The sequence below is a fragment of the Rhodococcus sp. M8 genome, from assembly GCF_015654185.1.
GTDB classification, from domain to species: Bacteria; Actinomycetota; Actinomycetes; order Mycobacteriales; family Mycobacteriaceae; genus Rhodococcus; species Rhodococcus aetherivorans.
In genome coordinates, this window is sequence record NZ_CP064065.1 from 5,454,463 (window position 1) to 5,475,027 (window position 20,565).

The following is a 20,565-nucleotide window of genomic DNA, read 5'->3' on the forward strand; positions in this document are numbered from 1 at the left end:
TCTCGACGTTCGCAAGACGCCTATGCTATCACCGCCGTGCGACGACAGGGCCGATCTCGATCCGGTTCGATGCGCCGTTTGCGTGGTTCGCGCGTACTACCCTCGGTTCTCATGACCGGACCGAAGGTTCGTATCGCGATCCTGGGCATCAACTTCGCCCCAGAGCCGACCGGGATCGCGCCCTATACGACCCTTCTCGCGTCCGGATTGGCCGCGCGTGGGCACGAAGTCGAAGTTCTGACCGGATTCCCTCATTATCCGCAATGGAAGCGCCTGGACGGAGGTTTCCGGTTCCGATCCGACGAAATCGAGGATCGCGTTCGGATTCGGCGCTTCGGTCACCACGTCCCGCGGGGTGCTACGGCAGTCGGTCGAGCGTTGATGGAGATGAGCTTCGGGCTTCAGCTTCTGCTCGCGCGATGGAACGGACCCGACGTCGTCCTCTGCGTGAGTCCACCATTGCTGGCGGCAGGACTGTCCGTGGTGCGCGCACGGCTGTCGTGGCGGCGACCTGCAATCGGCGTCATCGTCCACGACCTCTACAGCCGTGGGGTCGTGGAGGCGGCGGCGCTGTCGGGCTTGTCCGCCTGCGTGGCACAGGCGGTGGAATCTGCATTCCTTCGGTCGGCGGACGGCATTGTGGTGATCCACGACGGATTCGCGCAGATCCTCGAGGAGCACCTCGGCGTCGACCGCAGAAGAATACGCACGATCCGGAACTGGAACCATGTCGCACCCCCGGATCCCGCGGCCAGCTCCGCATTCCGTGCCGCACACGGCTGGGATTCCGACGAGGTGGTGATCTTGCATGCTGGAAACATGGGCACCAAACAGGGCTTGGAAAATGTTGTCGCGGCGGCCCGGCTGGCAAGTCGCGAAGGCCGCCGTGTGCGGTTCGTCCTGCTCGGTGACGGCAACCAGCGCGTTCGTCTGGAGGCTGCGGGCGCCGGAATCCCCACACTGCAGTTCCTGGCGCCGGTCACAGAGGAGGACTTTCCTTCAGCGCTCGGAGCTGCGGATGTGCTTCTCGTGAACGAACGACCCGGCGTCGCGCAGATGGCGGTACCCAGCAAGCTGACGTCCTATTTCAACTCCGGCAAGCCTGTCCTCGCGGCGACCGACGCGGACGGATTCACGGCGACCGAGATCGCCGCATCAGGGGCCGGTATCCGTATCCCGGCCGACCGACCGGACCTGTTGCTCCGGGAGGCGGTCCGATTGGGCACGGACGGGGCGCTCGCCGCACACATGGGGGAGCAGGGACGTCGCTACTGCGCTACAACCTTGTCCACATACGAGGCCCTGGAGCGCTACGAGAAATGGATCGGGGATCTCGTGCGCGAGTCGCGCAGGCAGAGGCCGCGCTGATGGTCAAACGCGCACTCGTGACCGGCATAACCGGACAGGACGGGTCCTATCTCGCGGAGTTGCTGCTGAACAAGGGCTACGAGGTCCACGGAGTCATCCGCCGTGCCTCGACGTTCAACACCCACCGGATCGAACACCTGTACGTGGACTCTCACGTACCCGGCGCGAGGTTGTTCCTGCACTACGGAGAACTCCTCGACGGGGCACGGCTCACGGCGCTGCTGTCGGCGATTCGTCCCGACGAGGTGTACCACCTGGCGGCGCAGTCACACGTTCGCGTGAGTTTCGACGAGCCGGAATACACCGCCGAAACAACAGCACTCGGAACAATTCGGCTGCTCGAGACGATTCACCAGATCGGACTCGACTGCCGCTTCTACCAAGCGTCGAGTTCGGAGATGTTCGGCGCATCGCCGCCGCCGCAGAATGAGGAGACGCCGTTCCATCCCCGCTCGCCGTACGGCACCGCCAAGGTGTTCGCCTACTGGACGGCACGCAACTACCGGGAGGCATATGGTCTCTTCACAGTCAACGGCATCCTGTTCAACCACGAATCACCCAGACGGGGGGAAACCTTCGTCACGCGAAAGATCACCCGTGCGGTGGCTCGCATCCGGGCCGGCCTGGATCGGCATCTGTACATGGGCAACGTCGACGCAGTCCGTGACTGGGGTTACGCACCCGAATACGTCGAGGGGATGTGGCGGATGATGCAGGCCGAGACCCCGGACGACTATGTGCTGGCGACGGGAGAAGGCTATTCCGTGCGCGAATTCCTTGCCCTCGCGTTCGACCACGCCGGTCTCGACTGGGAGAAGTACGTGCGATTCGACGAACGCTACCTTCGCCCCGCGGAGGTCGACTCGGTGATCGGCGACGCAGCGAAGGCCGGAGCGATCCTCGGCTGGAATCCTCGGGTGCGCACTCCCCAACTCGTGAAGATCATGGTGGACGCCGACCTCGCGGCACTCGAATCTCGAGGCGGTCACCGGATCGACAGACCCGAGCTGCCGGGGTGGGGCACCTCGTCGCACTGACCCTGTGGGATCAGCTGCGACAGGTTCCCTGATGCGCGACGAACCACTCGTATGTCATCCGGACGCCCTCCTCGAGCGGGGTCTTCGCGGTCCATCCGAGTTCCGTGAGGCGTCGGACGTCGAGCAACTTGCGCGGGGTGCCGTCCGGCTTCGACGGATCCCACCGAATCTCCCCGCGGTAGCCGACCACGTCGGCGACAAGGTGCGCGATCTCGGCGATCGTTACGTCACTACCAGTGCCCACATTGACCGGCCGGCAGTCGTCGTAGTGGTCCAGCAGGAAGTGGCAGGCATCCGCGAAGTCGTCGACATACATGAACTCGCGCCGGGGCCGGCCCGTGCCCCAGCACGTTGCATGCGGAGCGCTGTCCCGGGCCGCGTCATGGAGGCGACGGATCATGGCGGGCAGGACGTGGCTGTCGTGCGGGCTGAAGTTGTCGCCCGGACCGTAGAGGTTCGTGGGCATCGCGCTGATGTAGGGCAGGCCGTGCTGGCGGCGGATGGCGGTGACGTGCGCGATCCCGGCCAGCTTCGCGACCGCGTAGCTTTCGTTCGTCTCCTCCAAGGGACCCGTGAAGAGTGCCTCTTCGCGAATCGGCTGTTCTGCGAACTTGGGGTAGATGCAGCTCGACCCCAGGAAGAGGAATCGCTTCACGCCACTCGCGACGGCGCTGTCCAGCAGGTTCACCTGTATGCGCACATTGTCGGAGATGAAGTCGGCGGGTCGACGAGCGTTCGCTGCGATCCCGCCGACCCGTGCTGCTGCGGCGATCACCACCTGCGGGCGGGTCGCCTCGAAGAACTCCGTGGTAGCGCGGGCGTCGCGCAGATCCAATTCGGCCGAACTACGTCCGATCAGATTCTCGAAGCCGCGCTTTGCGAAGTGGCGCCACAGCGCCGATCCCACCAGTCCCCGGTGACCCGCGATGTAGATCCGGGTGCTTCGAGGTAGGGGGTAGGAGTTCGTCCCGGGATGACGACCTGCGACGCAGGAGGCTCGATCGGACCGATCGACATCGACGCTATCCCGTGCAGGGTCGGTATCCGACACGGCCACCTCGATCCTCCGGTGGGGGTCCCGAACGCTCCGGTGATGTCCGGGAGAGGGTGGCACATGCACGCACCGCAACTTCCTCCAACCGATCACCTCGAACCGGAGCCGGTACCGGGTTCGAAGGTTACCACTTGCTCGTTCGTCGACGCGCGGAGATTCTCAGCGCGTGCCCGGTGTAAGGGCAGGACTGCGACTGAGCCGACGGAACGCGACACGGCCGGCACGTGCCGGCGAGCTCACCGCGTCGTCGGGTGCTCGGATCTGGCCGCGCACGCACGTATCGGGCCCGAACTGCATGCAGCTCGGGTAAAATTCGACGGAACAACGACGCCTCGAGGGGTGCGAGTTGGGTGGGACGAGTTGGGATCACGGACAGCGAGACCTGCGCGGTCCGGCGCACCCATGTCCGACGCCGTGGCCTCGAATGGTTGTGGATGCCGTTCCGATCGATCTGGTCGATCGAGAGCTCGCGATGGCCCTCATCGTCGATGCGCTCCGCCTACCGGACCCGCTCGCCGTCGCATCGGCCAACCTCGACCATCTCCATCACTTCGAACGCGACAGCTTCTGGACGGACCGTCCACCTGCGGTTTCCATCGGAGAGCCGTCCAGGGGGCTGCGCTGGCTCACACTGCTCGACGGAGTGCCGCTCGTCCGGAAAGCCGAGGCACTCAGCGGTCGGCCTTGGCCGAAGCTTTCGGGCAGTGACCTGATCTGGCCGATTCTGGAGTACGCGGCGAAACACGGCACGCGGGTGGGGTTTCTCGGCGGGACCGCCGAGACACACGAGCAACTCCGCAAGACGCTGAGGATGCGCCTTCCCGCCCTGCAGGTCGCGGGCACCTGGGCGCCGGCGCGATCCGAGATACTCGACTCCCGAACGTCGGCGGGAATCGCCGCCGACATCCGTTCGGCCGAGGTGGAAATCCTGATCGTGGGACTGGGAAAGCCCCTGCAGGAGAATTGGATTGCGCGATTCGGCCCGGACACCGGAGCGCGGGTGCTGCTCGCGTTCGGTGCCGTGGTGGACTTCCTCGCCGGCCGCGTGAGCCGGGCGCCGCGGTGGATGGCGGACCACGGCTTCGAGTGGACGTGGCGACTGATGCTGGAGCCACGACGGTTGAGCCGTCGCTATCTCGTGCACGATCCGCCGGAATTGCTGCGGTTGATGCGCCGAGAACCGACCCTCCAGCACGAAGCGGCGATGGCGCATCCCGACAGGAGTGTGGGGCGCGGTGCATTCGTCGGGCCCCGACGGCGGGCTACCGTCGCCGTGGTGGTGGTGACGTACAACAGTGTGTCCGATCTGCCCGGGCTGATCGACGACCTGCGTATCGCTGCTCGCGACCAGTCGATCCGCGTCGTTGTCGTCGACAACCAGTCGTCCGACGGCACAACCGATGTGGTGCGCTCGCACACCGACATCACGTTGGTCGAGTCCGGGGGGAATCTCGGCTATGCCGGTGGCATCAATGCGGCGATGCCGTTCGTGGAGCCGTGCGAGGCCGTGCTGATACTCAATCCTGATCTGTCGTTGGCCCCTGGAGCGGTGACCCGCTTGATGACATCGCTCCGTGGCGACGACCGAATAGGGGCCGTGGTACCGCTCATTCTCGACGCAGACGGCGCAGTCTACAACTCGATTCGACGCGAGCCCTCGCTCTCGCGTGCGGTCGGGGACGCATTGCTCGGCCGCAGACTTCGTAAGAGGCCGTCCTTGCTTTCCGAAATCGATTACTGTCCAGCAGATTACCTCGAAGCTCACGATGTGGACTGGGCAACCGGAGCCGCACTGCTCATTCGAACCACGGTGGCGCACGAGGTAGGCCCCTGGAACGAGGAGTTCTTTCTCTACTCCGAGGAGACGGACTACTTCCGTCGCATCCGCGAGAGCGGCCATTTGGTTCGGTTCGAGCCGTCGGCGGTGGTGCAACACCGCCAGGGAGGCTCGGGTACATCGCCGGCTCTCGCACGGCTCATGGCCGTGAACCGAATTCGATACGTGAAACGACACCACGGAGCCGCGTACGCGGTGCTTTTCCGCGGAGCTGTGGCATTGGCCGAAGCGCTGCGCTCCTACGATCGGGAGCGTCGACGTACGCTCGCAGCTGTGCTGAACCGCAGGAAATGGCGAGATCTCCCGCACGCGACCTCACATGGCTGAACAACTGTCGGGACCGCACCGACGCGGCGCAGTGATCGTTCCCGCGTACAACGAAGCCGCGGTGATCGAGCGGACGCTCCTGCCGCTCAGCCACGCTGCAACCGAGGGGTATATCGAGCTGATTGTGGTGCCCAACGGCTGTACCGACGACACCGCCGCGGTGGCCCGACGTATCCCGGGCGTGCACGTTGTCGAGTTGCGGGAGGGGTCCAAACCTGCGGCACTGAATACCGGTGACCGGATCGCCACGATGTGGCCCCGGCTGTACCTGGACGCCGACATCCGGATTTCGGCCGGTGCGGTACTGGCCGTCCTCGATCGACTCGCCCGCGGTGACGTGCTCGCCGCTCGTCCCGAGTTCCGTTACGCGTTCGACCGCTCCGACCCACTGGTTCGCAGCTACTACCGTGCCCGGCAGCGGATTCCGCAGCGAGAGCCCATACTGTGGGGTGCCGGTGTGTACGGCCTGAGCAGACAGGGGCATGCGAGGTTCGGATCCTTCCCGGATCTTACGGGGGACGATCTTTTCGTCGACTCTCTGTTCGACGCCGATGAGAAATCCGTGGTGCGTACGGAACCGGCCGTGGTCACGACTCCTACTGATGTCGGAAGTCTGCTCGCAATTCTGCGTCGCAGTCATCGCGGCGGCACCGAAGCGCGCGTCGTCGACCGGAGTCGCGTGCGCCGCACCGGCCCGGCCACCGCTCGCGCGGTGCTGCGGTCGATCCGGGGACCCGGATCGGCTGGGGATGCAGCGGTGTACATCGCGGTGGCGCTCGCGGCCCGGCGGGGTGCACTGCATCCGAACGTGCCGTGGGAGCGCGACGAAAGCAGTCGAGAGCCTCGGTGAGGGGTTCATGAGGGGTGCTACTGGAGGTCGCAGTCGGCAGTCCGGTCGATCCGATAAAGATGAACGGCGTTGCCGTCGTCGAATGTGTCCCGGAATGTGTTACCGGTGACGGGTATGCTCCGCCCTTCGTCCAAGACCTCCACCTGGTCCGCATTCCCGCATGCAAGGGCGATCGTGGCGTCTCCGCCCTCGTTCCGCGTGGATCCCGCGAGCACGTAGAGACTTCCCTCGTGATACTTGGCAGCCAGATCGACGGGTCCGTCGGATCTGGCAAATCCGTCGACGAACGGTGCATTGAGAACTGGGGCCAGTCGATTGATCTGATCGTTGACTGCCCTGACGTCGTCGCGGATGCCGTCTCCGCACCGATCCCGGAAGATGTTGTACGACAGGCACGATCCGCCGAAGTTGTGGGAGAAGTAGACGATGCCGCGTGCGCCGTTGATGATGCTGCTCCAGACCGCGGCTCGAATCTGCGGGCCCGTGATCGTGCCGCCCGTGTCCTCCTCGAAGGGGTGACCCACCTCCACGAAGTTCCACACCGGCATCGCCGCAGGCGGCTGGACCAAGGAGCGGACGTATCGTGTTGTCACACCGTAATTGGCCGCCAGATGGCACTCCGCGGGGGAGAGGTCGGCCTGCCCGTCCTTCGTGAGGACACCGCCCTGGTCGGCCTGACAGATCGTATCGTCGGTGAACCAGTAGTTGTCTGCGGATACGACATCCTGAAAGTCGTTGACGAATCGCTCGGCTGCGTCCCGGGGCTCCCAGAAGGTGACGCCCTTGCCGTAATTCGTGAAGGTCATGACGCCCGACGGTACTTTGCTCCTGAACGCATACATCACCGTGTAACCGCACTTAGCTTGTTCGGGTACGCAGATCGGTCGATCGTCAGGCATCCGACCCGTCCACGGCGCATCTCCGGCACCCGCCCACATGTCCGCCTCGTCTGTGGTCAGTTGACCGGACGCGAGCGGGTCCGGGCGGCTGGGAAGGGCGAACATCCCGCTGTCACGAATCACCCGCACGTCGCTGTCTTCGGTCAGTTCGACGTAGGTATTGAGTCCGATGGTCCGATCGACGGCAGCCTCCTCAGGGGAGGTCACGCTCGCGAACCATACTGCGAGAGGGAAGTAGTCCGGCGACGTTGGCAGCGAATTCTCGAAGGTGTCGTAGTACTCCTCACCGCCGTCGACCGATCGCAGCGACGGACCCGTCGGCTCGAACACGACGTCGACGAAATAGGCGGCACCGTTTCCCGACTGGTCGGGGATTCCCTCGCCGTAGGTGAACCGTCCGTCGCGCGCGGTCAACCATCCGCTCTTCACGGTTGCGCCCAGGTCGAAGGTGTTCAGATCCGTCGGATAGTGCCCATTCGAAGCACGGTAGGAGATCACGTAGCTTCCGTGCGCTTGTATCGGAATCGGTTCGTCGAACGGTACGTTCCGCCAGCCGCTCGGGCCGGTGGTGATCGGGACGGTACCCAAGGCGGTGCCGTCGGACGACCACAAGGTGGCGGTGACCGCCCCTGTGTCCTCCGGTCCCTGATAGAACCGCGCGGCGGTGACGACTCCATCGCTCGTCGTCGTGAACTCGGTGCCGACTTCGATCGGCCGCGCGGCGGGATCGCCGGAGACGGCCGGGACGGTTTCGTCGGACCACAGGCTTCCTGCCGGCGAGCCGGGACGTTCGGCCGTGTCGGGGGAGCCTTGCGTGCATGATCCGGTAAGCACCATCACCGCCACGAGCAGCGGGGCGACGAGGGAACGTGCTGTCGGGCGCTTATCGAGCACTGTCGTCAGCCTGTGGCGAGGAAATGTCGCGTTCTGCGTCGTATCGGTCGGGTGAGTCGATTTCCGGCACCGAAACGCTGAAGGTGGACCACAGCAGGCCGAACACGATGAAGAAGACGAAGGTTGCCTGCTGGTAGAAGAACAGGTCGAAGGTAGTGCTGGAGACCAGGATGCCCACCAGCACTGATCCCATCATGTAGGCCTGATCGCGTTCCCGGGGTGAGGTGGCGCGGCGCAATCCCGCCGAGATGCCGAAGATTGCTCCTCCCGTCAGCAGAATCATCGCGGCGAGTCCTACAACACCGCCCTGCACGATCGTCCGTAGCCACTCGTTGTCCAGCAATTGATACGCGCTGGGAGGAGCTCCACCGAGGCCGACCCCGAAGACAGGATTCTCGCGAAAGGTCTGCGACACTGCGGCATAGTCGGCTGTCCGCGTCAGGATACTGTCATCCTGCTCCGAACCCGTGATCGTCCGCCACAGCGCATCCAGTGTCTCCGGGAAGGCGACGGCATAGCCCATGATCGCGGCCGCCCCGGCGACGGCGGCCAGGACCAGCTGCCGAACCTGGAACGCGAACATGTAGACGAGCAGGCACGCGAGCAGAGTGAGCACGCCGGTGCGAGAGATGGCGGCGGGCATGGACACCAACGCCACACCGCACGTGGCGACCGCAGCCCAGCGGGCGCTCCGGCGCGTGGCGTAACGCGCAAAGTGGATGGTCATCGGCACGGTCACTGCAGCCAGAACGGAGAATTCGATCGCGTGCTCGGAGGTACCGACAACACGCACGGCGCCTCTCCGCTCGGTGAACTGCAGGTACTCGGGATCGAGGTTCACGACGAAGCCCGGGGGCATGAACAGGAATCGCAGATCGATCGAGGTCAGACTCTGGAGTAGTCCGACCGAACACGCGAATGCCAGACCTACGGTGAGGCAGCCGAGGATGATGGTCCGCTGCCGTGTGCTCTCGATTCTCACGAGAACATAGAGGGCCACCCCCACATTTGCGACCAGGGTGATGATCGCCCGGGTCTTGTTGGCTTCTACCAGGGCATCGCCCGTACGGAGCAACCCGATTCCGTAGACCAGGGTCAGCAGCAGGAAGAACAGAAGCATGACGACCACCCCAGGGTTCACCGTGGGGTGAGTTGTGGTGCGTCGGACCGTCAGGAATCCGAGGACGACGAGGCCGAACAGCATGACCGCGGCCATCCGCGCAGGTGAACCGTTGCTCTTGAGCGGGCCGGGCAGGGTGGCGAAGGCCGGTAGGCAGGGGATCAGGAGACACAGGAAGGCGAGAAACCACGGGGTGCGTTCTCGCTGTTCGGCACCGCGGACCGCACCGTCGAAGTGATCGCCCGGCCGTCGGCGCGCAACGAAGACCGTAGTCTTCATCGGGCATCCACGGCACCGTCGGCAGGCATACGTCCGCCTTCGCCGTCGGGGTTGTACGAGGATCTGCCGGGGCGCGGACCTGCCGGCGACGGAGGTTGGGCTGTCTGCCTGCGTGATTTCAGCCGCGTCAGCGAAACGTCGACCAACACGGTGAACAGGATCGATAGTCCGACCCCGGTGGCAAGGATCGCAACGGTCGAGCGTGTGCGGGTGGGCATCGCGGCCGTCGGGACGCCGGGCGGTGTCACGACGAACGACGTGACCATCTGATCCTCGGGTACCCGAGCTTGCTGCTGCAGGGTCCGCAGCGTCACTTCGGCCTGTGCGGCAACAAGCTCCAAGGTCTTCGTCACGTCGGCAGGATCCGACGCCGTCTCCTCGACGAACACCAGCGGCAGCTGCGGGTTGGGAGATGGGGTCGGGAATGCCTTCGCGCCGTAATCGGACAGGCCACCGGCCGCCACGACCCGGTCCACCACGGACGGTTCCCTCAGCCCGAGTGCGGTCAGATTCGCCAGCAGTGACGCTCCACCGACATCCAGCAGACCGTTCCGCCGGATCTCGCCGCCAGTCGAGGGCGTGTCCTGCCGGACACTCGGCGGAGCCAAGCCGATGACCGCGCTTGCGTAGTAGACCGGTTTCACGGAGCTGTAGACGCCGTAGCTGTACCACGCGGTGATCGCCAGAAGTGGAAGTACGACATACCAGCGGCGGAAGCACGACCGCACGACATCGAACAGATCCATGTCAATGCCCCCTCATCATCGGATGAACCGACGTGAGCTACCTGCCGAGGACGAACCGTGCTCGACGACCCGCAGACTCGCCGACCCGAGCAGTTCAACCCTACCGACTGAAACCCGTCGATTGTGACCTTTCTGCCCCATCCGACAGCACCACGCCGGTCACAGGCGCGCCGACAGAGCGAAGGGACTCGACGGCGCGACTCAAATCCCGCCGTCGCGTCACGTCCAATACGGCCGCGAGGAGGATGCCGTCGGCCTGTTCGCCCGCAATCGAGGCCGTACACGTCGACAGGACGGCGGGCGCGGCCACGATGACCTGCGCGTAGTCCGGTCGCAGACGGTCGATCGTGACAGTCGGATCGGTCGCGTCGGTCGCGATGGTCGTCGGGTCGGAGGGGTAGCCGGTGAGTCCGGGCGTGGAATCGGTCAGGCCGGGTGCGCCGTCGCGTTGCGCCGGTTCGGTCCAGGCCGGTCCCCGTGTCCCGGCTTCCGCCCGGGTCCCTCGCTCGTCGGTATGGACGACGAGCGTCCGATCGCCGCTCGATGCCGTGACACGCCCCAGGTTCGACGCCAGCGTCGCTGTGTCGGCCTCTCCTGCAGCCGACGTCACGACCCAGACCTGTGCCCGATCACCAGGCTCGGCACGAGGGTCGGGGCGCAGCCGTAGCCGCAGCCGGCGATACCCGTCCATATCACTGTCGGTTGCGGAATCCACCCCGTCCACGCGTCCGAGCACCGGAACTCCCGACACGGTGACGGCGCGGTCGGCGGTTCGCACTATGGGGTCGGTTCGGGATCGGATCCACACCGCGACGGCGCCCAGCAATGGTGCGGCGAGCACGATGGCGGCAGCAGAACCTGCCCGCTCGACCCACGCCTGCTGCGGCTCGGACGCGGAAGAGGCGATCCGCGTGTTCACCTTCTGACCGTCGTCGCCGGTCGGTGTTTCCAGTGCTTCGACATACCCGACGAACTCGCGCGCGAGCGCGTCGGCGATGAGCCGAGCACGATCCGGATATCGGTCCGTCACCGTGATGTCGATGATCGACGTTCTCGGCGGCACGACCGTTGCGCTCACCTTGCCGGACACTTCTCGGGCCGTCTCCGGCAGGCCGAGTTCATCCACAACGAGCTGGGTCACGACGTCGCTGGTCAGCAGGACGACATAGGAGTTGACCCGTCCTGCGACCACCTCGTCGTTCTGGTATGCGGCGGCGGTCGTCGATCCCTCGATCGACACCATCAGCTTGGTGGTCGACACGTACCTGTCCGGGGCCAGGAGAAGCCAGGCGAGACCTGCGACGAACACCACAACGGTGACGACGAGAAACGTCTTCCGGTACAGCTTCAGCTCGGCAAGGAACCCGTCCAGTCTCACTCTGCCGCCTCGGTCTTCCTGTCGCGCTCAGAACTTCGGCCGGGACTCCAGTGGGTGTCCATGTCGAAGACCACGACCGCGTCCCTCGGCAGCAACGCCGAGGCCTGACGTAGCTGCTCCTCTGTCGTCACATTCTTTCCCACCGCGAGCACGACCACATCCGACTCGGCCCCGATCTCTACTGCTGCCGGCAGCGAGGGGCACGTGAGTACCACCCATGTGTACGACGTGCGGAGGGCGTAGACCATCTCCCGCAGTGGGGCTGTGAGCATCCGGTCATCGATGGCCCCCGCTGCGGTGCCTACTCCGATGAAACTGCTGTGGGTGGTTCGCAGCGAGACTTCTCTCGCCGCTTCAGCCGGTGTCGTCTCTCCGCGCAGGACGTCGGCAACCCCGGACGCGTGGCGATCCGACAGCGCTTCCGTCAGTTCGGCGGAGCGGAAGTCGAGATCGACCAGTACCACCGAATCGCTGCGCATGGCGAGCGCCGTGGCGAGGAAGACGGACACCGCGGAGACCGTGGATCCGGGACCGGCGCCGGTCACCGTGAACGCGCCGCGTTCCGACCGGTCGACGGCCGCGAGCAGACGGTACAGGATCCCGCGCTCCTCCACCGTGAACTGCTCCGTCGGTTCCCCGCCGATCGAACCGAGAACCGGCCGCCCGGAAATCCGTGCAGCATCGCGGGGGTCGCGGATCGAGTGATCGAAGAGGAAACGCAGCACGGCCCCCGCGGAGCCGAGGAGCGCCCCGATCAGCACCGCGCCGGACAAGACGACCGGGATCGTGGCACGCATGGCGACGACACGAGCTGTCGGCCCCGGGGTATCGACGACGATCAACTCGGCGCGTGGGACGAGCGATCCGGGAACCGACTCCAGAGTGCGCACTGTGGCCGCGAGTTCGGAGAGGAAGACGGTCGCCATCTGTTCGGACTCTTCGGCCGAAGGAGCACGGAACTCGAACTCGATGAGTGCCGTGCCCGGTGGATTGACGGCCTCCACTCGCGCGGACAGCACCTCGGGCGTGAGGCCGAGACCGAGATCGGCGATCACCCGAGCTGCCACGTCGCGGCTGTTCGCCAGTGCGGCATAGGTTCGGGCGCGGCCCTGCGCGTAGGAGTCGCCCCCGTCGAGAACGCGGCTGACATCACCGGGCGTGCGGACGAACACGGCGGCCTCGGACCGGTACAGCGGCGGACGCAGCAGCAGGAACAGCGTCGTTGCAGCCAGCGTCAGCAGAACTCCCCATACGATCCAGCGCCACCGCTCACGCAGTACGCGACCGTACTCGGAAACCGTGTCGTTCATGATCGGACGCCCGGTCCGAGAGCTTCGAGCGAATCGGTCAGCGCCGCACCGATGGCTTGCACACCGAGGGGATTGGGGTGCTTTCGATCCGCAGCCAGCAGCGCGGAGGTGTCCGTCCCGCTCAACGGCGCGATGGGATCGACGAACAGGACACCCTCGGCGGCGGGTTCTGCCGCCAGGCGCGCCATGAATTCGTCGTCGAATCCCAGATCATCGGATGGGTCGGCGAGGAGGCGGGGCCTGACGAAGACGACCGTGGCCGCGGGCCAGGTGCGCCGTACGTCTTCGACGGTCGCGACCATTGCCCGGAAGACGTCCTCGGTGGGTGGAAAGAGATCGTTTCGTCCGCCGTCGAGCACCACGACGTCGGGTGCATAGACGGTGGCCAGGCGCGGGATGCGTTCGGCGAACGACGTCGACCGACCGATGTACTCGTCGACCACGAACCTGTTGGCCGGTCCGCCGCTGATGTAGCCCGTTCCCGGCACAGCCGCGAGGTTGCACAGCCACCCCATCCGGACTGCCGTCGTGCAGGCGTAGGACATTTCCGCAAGACCGGTCCCGCCGGTGTACGAATCGCCGATGAACAGTGCGGAAGGCCGGCTGTCGCCGGCAACGTTCAGGCGATTGATCTCCGGGGACGGGCGTGTGGATGGTGCATCTGCGGTGTACATCGGTCCGGAGACGAACACCAGGCCGACCGCGATTGCCAGGGCCGACACCATTGCGGCCAGATCCCACCGAGCGCGTCGAGATGTGGCGCCCTTCCCTCCCTGGCTCCGGCCCGGCGAGTACCGGAAATCTGCGCGGCGAGATTCCGAATCCGTACTTCGAATCTCGAGGGCCCGGCGGCGGGGGGCTGCCGGCGGTGAAGGATGATCTCGTCGAGCACGCCGTCGGCGATAGAACACGAACACCGCGCCGCCCGCGATCGCCACGGCCGGCATCATCGCGGCCGTACCCAACAGTCGGGTGCGGTTCATCGGATGACCTGCGTGCGGACCCACGCCGCGATCATGTCGGCGAGCGCCGATTGTCCGGCGTCCGTCGGCCCGCTCAGGTCCGGCCACATCTGATCCCTCGTCAGCAACGGGGGATCGAGTGCATCCAGGTACGGCACCCCCATCTCGTCTGCGGTGCTGCGGAGAACGTCGGACACCCGGACGACGGATGCCGGAACCGGCGTCTCGAACCACGTGGGCCCGACCAAGAGGGGGCGCCGGCCACCGACGATGATCTTGTTGATCGCATCGGTCGCGCCCACCACGATCGCCTCCGTGTCCGGCAGTCCGGTGTCGCCGAGCCCCCCGACGATCAGGACGACCCGTGGATCGACAGCATCCGCGCGGTCGACCTGATAGGTGAACGCGTGGCCGCCCTGACCATCGGCGACGAAGCCGGAGTCGGGCAGGGCGAAATTGGCGACGAACCATCCCGTTCGTTCGGCCATGAGCGTCGGCCACACCGTTCGGTTGCGGAATCCGGCCGACCATTCGTCGCCCACCACCGCGATGGCGAGTGGGGACGCATCTGCCTCGCTGGTACGTGTCATCGCGAAGACCGAAGTGGCTACGAGGGCGCTGACCAAGACGTTGGCCGCGAGGACGGCCACGAGCGTCCGTGGAGCAATGGTGAGTCGCTTCATCGTTCACTCCCGGCCACGTCCGTGTAGGTATCGAGCAGTCGGTCACCGACCGCGTGCATCCCCAGGTCGGTGCGCACAGCACGGCGTCCTCGTTCCCCCATGGCACGCGCGAGAGACCGGTCGGCAAGCAGCGACTCGACCGCGGTGACCAGAGCGGGCACTGTCGGCTCCGTGACGATTCCGCTGCCTGTTCGTTCGATCGTCGGGGCGAGCCCACAGTCGCGGGTCACCACGACGGGAACACCCACGGACATGGCCTCGAGCACCGACATCGGGTAGGGCTCACGCACTGAGGGGAGCACGTACACGGTCGCTGCCGCCATTCGCCGGGGCACGTCGTCCGGGTCGAGCGCTCCCTCCCAGGAAATCCGCGGGTCTGCTTCGGCTGCGAGCATGGCGCGCAGCGCCGGGCCCTCGCCCTCGTCCGGTCCCACCAGGGTGAACCGGGCGTCCATCCCGGCGGAGAGCAGAACTTCGGCCATTTCCACGAAAGCCGTCGGGCGTTTGCGCGGGTGCATGCGTGCGACGAAGAGCACCTCGGGAGGTTCCGCGCTCGGCCGGCCGGGTGGGTAGCACGGCACGCCGTTGCCGAGCTGCACGAAAGGCAATGACGTCCGTGCGACGGTGGCGAGCTGGTCCTTCTCCAGCGCGGTGAGGTGGAACACGGCTCCGGCGTCGCGTAGCACCTTCCTCGTCCACAGTGCGTCGAGTGGGCCGGCGAGCGGATGATCGGACGGAGTGACCATGCCGTGGGGCTGGAGCACGTACAGGATCCCGTGGTGCCGCGCGCTCACCGCAAGCGGGAGCACGACGAGGTCGCGGCCGAAATGGATGTGGACGATGTCGAACCGAGTTCGGTTGCGGTGGAACCATCGCTGCAATCCGGGCGCACCGACACCGGCGAACCCCGTCCTGGGAACTACGGTTCGGACGGTGAACAGCTTGACCGGTACGTCGTTCAAGCGGGTCGGTACGACCGGGAACCCCCGGGCGCCGGCGCCGAGCGTCACCTCGTGGCCCCGGCGGATCAGCTCCATACTCTGATTGAGCGCGACCCGGGCGGGTCCCCCGTACGCGCCGTCGGGGTCGAGCAGCGTGACCACTTGCAGGATGCGCACGGAGTCAACCCGGTGTGACGATCGATCGCGGAGCCCGGACGAGTGAATCGGGAGGAACGTCGGCGGTCACCAGTGCTCTCGCTCCCACGACCGAATTCGCGCCGATGGTCACGCCCCGCAAGACGGTGGAACCGGCGCAGAGCCAGACGCCGTCCTCGATGACGATCGGGCCGTTGTCGAACTCGAAGGTCTTCGACCGCCTGTCGTGACTCCCCGTGCAGAGGTAGGTGTACTGCGAAACGCAGACATCCGAACCGATCACGATTTCGTCGATGTTGTAGAGATCGGCATCTGTTCCGATCCACGAATCGTTCCCGACCACCAGCTTCCACGGCCATTGAACTTTGACCCGGTGCTTGATCAGCACCCCGGTGCCGATGCGGGCCCCGAAGCACCGTAGGATCGTGCACCGCAGGCGCGCCGGACACCATACCTGGGTGAAGATCAGCGTCGAGACCGCAACCCACAGGGCTTGGGCGGCGAAGCCGCGACCCTTGTCGTAGGGGCGGCCACGCAGGGATTGCAGCGACCGCTTGGACTGTGCAGCGGACACGCGCACCTCCGCAGGACAACGCACTACACTTCGAGAGGATACGCCGTGTTCGGCTCCGACCGAGGGGCATTTCGTGACAGATCTCGGGTGTGCATCCGTCCCTACCGTGGCCGAACGCCAGCGTGCACACCGTCAGGTGCTGGCCCGAGTGGCCCTGTTCGCTATCGGCGCCACATCGGGTGTTCAATTGGCGAATTTCACCGTCACCGGGTTGTCGGTGGTCTGTCTGCTGCTGGCACCCGGATTCCTGCTCATGATGCACCGGGGGATCGACCTGTTGCCGGCCGTACTCGCGGTGGCGGGATCACTCTCCTTTGTCGCGTCGTGCGCGGTGAACGGGGTCACCGTGCTATGGCCCAACGCAATCGCATTTCCTGCATTCCTGCTCTACCTCGTGGGCCTGACCGTGCTCACAGTCCGTGCGGTGGACGCGACCGCCACAGTCCTCGCCGGAATCGCCACCGGCACTATGGCCTTCTTCCTGACCCAGGGAATCGAACTGACGCGAACCGGGAGCATTCCTGACCTTTGGAAGTACGGAATCGCTCACGCGGTGACGATTCTCGTCCTCTTCGGAATGACGACGGCGCGGATTCAGCCGCTGTTGCAGTCGGCGGTGCTCGTGGCGCTTGGGCTGGCGAGCCTGGGACTGAACTTCCGCTCGCATGCCCTCGTGTGTCTCCTCGCCGGCGCCATCGTCTTCACCCGGCACATGCTGGGCTCCCGGATCGGACGAGGCTGGCAGTTCCTGGGGGTCGCGGTGTTCGGGTTGGTCTTCGCGCAGGTGATGCCGATCGCTGCGCGGGCAGGACTGTTCGGGGCCGCGCTGCAGCAGAAGACGCTGGAGCAGGATGCCACGAATCTGCCGTTGCTGCTGGCCGGCCGCACCGAGCCCCCGCTGAACATCACAGCGATCCTCGAGCGTCCGTTCCTCGGTTGGGGAAGTGCCTTCAACCTGACTCCGGACGTGTATGCCCGGGCCCAGCACCTGGCGATCCGGATGGGATTCGATCCCACTTTCCCGTTCGAACTCTACTGGCGGCTGCCGCCGAGTGATTACTCCGCAACCCATTCGATCCTGCTGGGTTCCTGGGTCGAGGGCGGCATTCTGGCGGTGCTTCTGCCGCTGTGGCTCCTCGTCGCCTGCGTCGGCGTGGTCTGGAACAGCACATCTTTCGGCCGCTGGAGTCCGCTCGTGGTGACCCTCGCACTGCAAGGCATCTGGGACCTGCTCTACGCGCCATGGACGTACAACATGATCCCGGAGTTTGCCTGCATCACGCTCTTCTTCTGCGCGGTACGCGTCCGCCGGCCGATGGTTGCTGTACGGGACTCGTCATGAGACCGAGTGTGAGCGTCGTGATCCCCACGCTCGGTCGGCCTTCCCTGTACGGCGCTGTGCAATCCGCTCTCGAGCAGACGTATCCGGTCGCCGAGGTCATCGTGGTCGCGGACACCGATCTGGCCATGTCCCTGCCGTCGGACGACCGCATCGTGGTGCTGCGCAGCGAAGGTCGGGTCGGACCCGCCAGATGTCGGCAACTGGGAATCGATGCCGCGCACGGGAGCGTGATCGCTCTGCTCGACGACGACGACGAGTGGCGCCGGGTCAAGCTCGAACGACAGTTGGCGGCCGTCGAGCATGAGGCGGCCTTCGGAAAGCCCTGGATCGCATCGTCGCGTATGGCGGTCGTCGGGCCGGGGACCCGGCGGCGAGTCTGGCCGCGGCGACTTATCGGATCGGAGCAATCCGTCGCAGAGTATCTGTTCCGGTTCACCGGATTCACGGTCGGTGGCGCGACTTTGCAGACCTCGACACTGTGCTTCCCCGTGGACCTCGTGGGCACCGTCCCATGGGATACCGACGCGGACGCGCCGCACGAGGAGGCGAGCTGGCTGCTCCGGATCCGACGTGCCGTCCCTGATGTCTGCCTCGTCCACCATCCGGACGTGTTGAGTACCTACCACGTGGGGAATTCGTCCCTGTCCCACAGCTCGTCGGACCGAGCCGATGAGTACATTGCCTGGGGACTGCAGTATCTCGGTGAGGAATCGCCGCGCGTTCGTGGTGATTACCTCTGCACGAGCCCGGTGAGCGCGGCGGTGTCCGCGCGGTCGCTGGCAGGTGTGCGGCGCTCGATGTGGTCGGCGATACGTCATGGCAGGCCGGGTCCGTTCGCGGTCGTCTACGCAGTTCTCGGCGCCGCGCGGATACTTGTGCGCACAGCACATGCATCGGTCCGTTGATGGCAGCGGAGCACGATCAGCTCACGCCGGAGGAGCGTCGAGCATTGTTCCGGGGCACGCTGTACCGCATTCTCGGTACTCCGGTGGTTGCTGTCCTGGGACTCGCCAACACGGCCGTCATCGCGCACGAGACGGGAGCGGCGGTCTTCGGGCTGGTGTCCTTGATCGCAACGATCACTCTTCTCGTGCCATTCGTCGACTTCGGGATCGGCGCGACGGTGCTGAGCGCCAGTGCGACGCTCCATCAGCATGAGGGGGATTCGATTGCGGCCGATGTCATCCGACGTGCCTATCGCGTCCTGTTCGTGGTCGCCGCCGCAGTCGTGTCCGGGGCCTTGGTCGTCATGGCATTCGACGGCTGGATCGTGCTCGTCGGCATGTCCAGTGGTCCCGCGGACCGGTGGGCGATCACTCTTGCCGCGTGTGTCTTCGCCCTCACGATTCCTGCCGGCCTCGGTTTCCGGATCCTCATCGGGATCGGACGGATCCCTGAGGCGACGCTGGTGCAGATGAGCTGTCCGGCTGTCGCGCTGGTCATCACCCTCGTGCTGTATGTGACCGGGGTGAACGAGATCTGGTACGCAGTATCGGCGCTCGGTGGTCTGCTCGGCGGACAGATTCTCGGTACGGTCTTGGCTTTGCGACTGAGCGGGCTCGGATGGTCGGCGTTTGCACGGACGTCCGCACCGACGACCGGCGCCAGGCTGCTGGCGGGCAGCGGATGGCTGTTCGTCGTCGGCGTGGGGCTGCCCATCGGGCTCCAGTCCGGACGGGTTCTCCTGGCGCATCTGTCGACACCCACTGAACTGTCCGAGTACGCCGTGATGGCCCAGATCTACGGTGTGGTCTGGTCGGTTCTCTCGACGGTGGGATTGGCTTATTGGCCGGTGTTCGTGCAACGACGGTCCGCCCCTGACGAGACGATCCGGATGTGGTGGCGGCTCACGGCTGTACTCGTCCTGTGCGCATCGATCGGGGCCAGCGGAATCGCGCTGCTCGGCCCATGGGCCGCGTCCGTGCTTTCGGGCGGTCAGATCGACGTGTCTGCATTGCTCGCGCTCGGATTCGGTGTGCTGATGGTCGCACAAACCGCACATCTCCCGGCGAACGTGCTGCTGGTCGGTCCCGGCGAGGCGCGGTGGCAAGCGCTGTGGACGGTCGTCATGGCCGCACTCAGTCTCGGGCTAGGGTTCGCGTTGGCGGGACCGTTCGGAGCAGTGGGCGTGGTGTGCGCGTCTGTACTGGGCATTTGCCTGGCGCAAGTTCTCCCGGATCTGCTGTGGGTACCTAGCCTGGTTCGTCGCCGGTCACTCGCGGGCCCCTGAGTTCGGTGGCCAACGGGGCGACTACGGTCGTCCCTGCAGGCACATCACGGATCACCGTCGCGTTCGCGCCGACGGTCGCCCCGTCGTGCAGGGTGATCGGACCGATCACGATCGCGCCGGCGCCGACGCGGACTCCGTCACCGAGGGTCGGCCTTCCCCGCGCGTCGTGACCGATGGTGACCTGCTGGTTGATCCAGCAATGACGCCCGATGGATTCGGCCGTGACGATCGTGCCGACGCCGTGCTGAATGAAGAGACCGGGACCGATTCGGTCCGCTTCGAGAGTCAGCGTGGCGGCGGGTCGGTACAGCGCGCGAAGCAGCATCCGTAGGACCGGCGGGGCGGAACGGAGACGGTAGTGCACGAGCGTACGAAACTCGGTGAGCGCCCCGGCCAGATAGGCGAATCTCGAGTACCTGTCGAGGGACGCCAGATCCGCGTCCCCGATGCACTCGCTCCACCAGTCGACGTCCTCCGTGATCGCATCCGTCGAGTCCCAGTGGGCGGAGATCCACCACAGCGGAAACGCCCAGATGCGTGCGCCCTGGAGCAGTACTGCACGATTGCCTCGCATCGTC

18 protein-coding genes are annotated in these 20,565 nt (G+C 65.7%); 7 read left to right on the plus strand and 11 right to left on the minus strand.

Features of this window, described 5'->3' with window-relative positions:
• The first annotated feature begins 111 nt into the window (after window positions 1-111).
• Window positions 112-1,368, plus strand: coding sequence for a glycosyltransferase family 4 protein (locus ISO16_RS24885; RefSeq protein WP_072634635.1), 1,257 nt, complete (start codon window positions 112-114; stop codon window positions 1,366-1,368).
• Entirely contained in the window at window positions 1,368-2,405 is a 1,038-nt protein-coding gene (gene gmd / locus ISO16_RS24890) for a GDP-mannose 4,6-dehydratase (protein WP_050034791.1), read from the plus strand. Before ISO16_RS24885 ends, gmd begins: the two co-directional genes overlap by 1 nt.
• A 10-nt stretch (window positions 2,406-2,415) precedes the next feature.
• Here the strand turns inward: gmd and ISO16_RS24895 are convergent, their stop codons facing one another.
• Window positions 2,416-3,339 (minus strand): GDP-L-fucose synthase family protein, encoded by a 924-nt coding sequence (locus ISO16_RS24895; protein WP_072634652.1) that lies wholly within the window; start codon window positions 3,337-3,339, stop codon window positions 2,416-2,418.
• A gap of 544 nt (window positions 3,340-3,883) precedes the next feature.
• Here ISO16_RS24895 and ISO16_RS24900 point away from each other — a divergent pair.
• The gene (locus ISO16_RS24900) at window positions 3,884-5,623 is read left to right on the plus strand and encodes a WecB/TagA/CpsF family glycosyltransferase (protein ID WP_082120204.1); all 1,740 of its coding nucleotides are present in this window, start codon (window positions 3,884-3,886) and stop codon (window positions 5,621-5,623) included.
• Entirely contained in the window at window positions 5,616-6,473 is an 858-nt protein-coding gene (locus ISO16_RS24905; protein WP_082120205.1) for a glycosyltransferase, read from the plus strand. Before ISO16_RS24900 ends, ISO16_RS24905 begins: the two co-directional genes overlap by 8 nt.
• A 17-nt stretch (window positions 6,474-6,490) precedes the next feature.
• Here the strand turns inward: ISO16_RS24905 and ISO16_RS24910 are convergent, their stop codons facing one another.
• From ISO16_RS24910 to ISO16_RS24950, 9 genes are all read right to left on the minus strand, one after another.
• Complete coding sequence (locus tag ISO16_RS24910) at window positions 6,491-8,266, minus strand: DUF4082 domain-containing protein (RefSeq protein ID WP_083662411.1); 1,776 nt, start codon at window positions 8,264-8,266, stop codon at window positions 6,491-6,493.
• Window positions 8,256-9,665 carry an O-antigen ligase family protein gene (locus ISO16_RS24915; protein WP_065922869.1) on the minus strand — a complete coding sequence of 470 codons (1,410 nt, stop codon included), beginning with the start codon at window positions 9,663-9,665 and terminating at the stop codon, window positions 8,256-8,258. The genes ISO16_RS24910 and ISO16_RS24915 overlap by 11 nt, the downstream gene beginning before the upstream one ends.
• On the minus strand, window positions 9,662-10,411 hold the full coding sequence (locus tag ISO16_RS24920) for a hypothetical protein (protein ID WP_050034794.1): 750 nt from the start codon (window positions 10,409-10,411) through the stop codon (window positions 9,662-9,664). Before ISO16_RS24920 ends, ISO16_RS24915 begins: the two co-directional genes overlap by 4 nt.
• 100 nt (window positions 10,412-10,511) lie before the next feature.
• Window positions 10,512-11,789 (minus strand): hypothetical protein, encoded by a 1,278-nt coding sequence (locus ISO16_RS24925; protein ID WP_072634636.1) that lies wholly within the window; start codon window positions 11,787-11,789, stop codon window positions 10,512-10,514.
• Entirely contained in the window at window positions 11,786-13,099 is a 1,314-nt protein-coding gene (locus tag ISO16_RS24930; protein ID WP_065922867.1) for a Wzz/FepE/Etk N-terminal domain-containing protein, read from the minus strand. The genes ISO16_RS24925 and ISO16_RS24930 overlap by 4 nt, the downstream gene beginning before the upstream one ends.
• Entirely contained in the window at window positions 13,096-14,037 is a 942-nt protein-coding gene (locus tag ISO16_RS24935) for an SGNH/GDSL hydrolase family protein (protein WP_230304432.1), read from the minus strand. The genes ISO16_RS24930 and ISO16_RS24935 overlap by 4 nt, the downstream gene beginning before the upstream one ends.
• 41 nt (window positions 14,038-14,078) lie before the next feature.
• The gene (locus tag ISO16_RS24940; RefSeq protein WP_072634638.1) at window positions 14,079-14,744 is read right to left on the minus strand and encodes an SGNH/GDSL hydrolase family protein; all 666 of its coding nucleotides are present in this window, start codon (window positions 14,742-14,744) and stop codon (window positions 14,079-14,081) included.
• The gene (locus ISO16_RS24945; RefSeq protein ID WP_065922866.1) at window positions 14,741-15,862 is read right to left on the minus strand and encodes a glycosyltransferase; all 1,122 of its coding nucleotides are present in this window, start codon (window positions 15,860-15,862) and stop codon (window positions 14,741-14,743) included. The genes ISO16_RS24940 and ISO16_RS24945 overlap by 4 nt, the downstream gene beginning before the upstream one ends.
• Before the next feature lie 4 nt (window positions 15,863-15,866).
• The gene (locus ISO16_RS24950; RefSeq protein ID WP_312026524.1) at window positions 15,867-16,229 is read right to left on the minus strand and encodes a putative colanic acid biosynthesis acetyltransferase; all 363 of its coding nucleotides are present in this window, start codon (window positions 16,227-16,229) and stop codon (window positions 15,867-15,869) included.
• Window positions 16,230-16,521: 292 nt separating this feature from the next.
• Between ISO16_RS24950 and ISO16_RS24955 the strand changes: the two genes are divergently transcribed.
• The 3 genes from ISO16_RS24955 to ISO16_RS24965 are packed head-to-tail and all read left to right on the plus strand — an operon-like array spanning window position 16,522 to window position 19,987.
• On the plus strand, window positions 16,522-17,757 hold the full coding sequence (locus ISO16_RS24955; RefSeq protein ID WP_230304433.1) for a hypothetical protein: 1,236 nt from the start codon (window positions 16,522-16,524) through the stop codon (window positions 17,755-17,757).
• Complete coding sequence (locus ISO16_RS24960; protein WP_072634639.1) at window positions 17,754-18,662, plus strand: glycosyltransferase family 2 protein; 909 nt, start codon at window positions 17,754-17,756, stop codon at window positions 18,660-18,662. The genes ISO16_RS24955 and ISO16_RS24960 overlap by 4 nt, the downstream gene beginning before the upstream one ends.
• Window positions 18,662-19,987 (plus strand): lipopolysaccharide biosynthesis protein, encoded by a 1,326-nt coding sequence (locus ISO16_RS24965; RefSeq protein ID WP_072634640.1) that lies wholly within the window; start codon window positions 18,662-18,664, stop codon window positions 19,985-19,987. Before ISO16_RS24960 ends, ISO16_RS24965 begins: the two co-directional genes overlap by 1 nt.
• On the opposite strand, the gene ISO16_RS24970 is transcribed toward ISO16_RS24965, so the two are convergent.
• On the minus strand, window positions 19,950-20,561 hold the full coding sequence (locus ISO16_RS24970) for a serine O-acetyltransferase (RefSeq protein ID WP_072634641.1): 612 nt from the start codon (window positions 20,559-20,561) through the stop codon (window positions 19,950-19,952). The two genes, ISO16_RS24965 and ISO16_RS24970, sit on opposite strands and share 38 nt — an antisense overlap.
• Window positions 20,562-20,565: the final 4 nt, after the last annotated feature.

Coding starts and splice junctions, on each gene's coding strand:
- ISO16_RS24885 (WP_072634635.1), top strand. CDS start 112: ATGACCGGACCGAAGGTTCGTATCGCGATCCTGGGCATCAACTTCGCC.
- gmd (WP_050034791.1), top strand. CDS start 1,368: ATGGTCAAACGCGCACTCGTGACCGGCATAACCGGACAGGACGGGTCC.
- ISO16_RS24900 (WP_082120204.1), top strand. CDS start 3,884: ATGGTTGTGGATGCCGTTCCGATCGATCTGGTCGATCGAGAGCTCGCG.
- ISO16_RS24905 (WP_082120205.1), top strand. CDS start 5,616: ATGGCTGAACAACTGTCGGGACCGCACCGACGCGGCGCAGTGATCGTT.
- ISO16_RS24915 (WP_065922869.1), bottom strand. CDS start 9,665: ATGAAGACTACGGTCTTCGTTGCGCGCCGACGGCCGGGCGATCACTTC.
- ISO16_RS24920 (WP_050034794.1), bottom strand. CDS start 10,411: ATGGATCTGTTCGATGTCGTGCGGTCGTGCTTCCGCCGCTGGTATGTC.
- ISO16_RS24930 (WP_065922867.1), bottom strand. CDS start 13,099: ATGAACGACACGGTTTCCGAGTACGGTCGCGTACTGCGTGAGCGGTGG.
- ISO16_RS24940 (WP_072634638.1), bottom strand. CDS start 14,744: ATGAAGCGACTCACCATTGCTCCACGGACGCTCGTGGCCGTCCTCGCG.
- ISO16_RS24960 (WP_072634639.1), top strand. CDS start 17,754: ATGAGACCGAGTGTGAGCGTCGTGATCCCCACGCTCGGTCGGCCTTCC.
- ISO16_RS24965 (WP_072634640.1), top strand. CDS start 18,662: ATGGCAGCGGAGCACGATCAGCTCACGCCGGAGGAGCGTCGAGCATTG.
- ISO16_RS24970 (WP_072634641.1), bottom strand. CDS start 20,561: ATGCGAGGCAATCGTGCAGTACTGCTCCAGGGCGCACGCATCTGGGCG.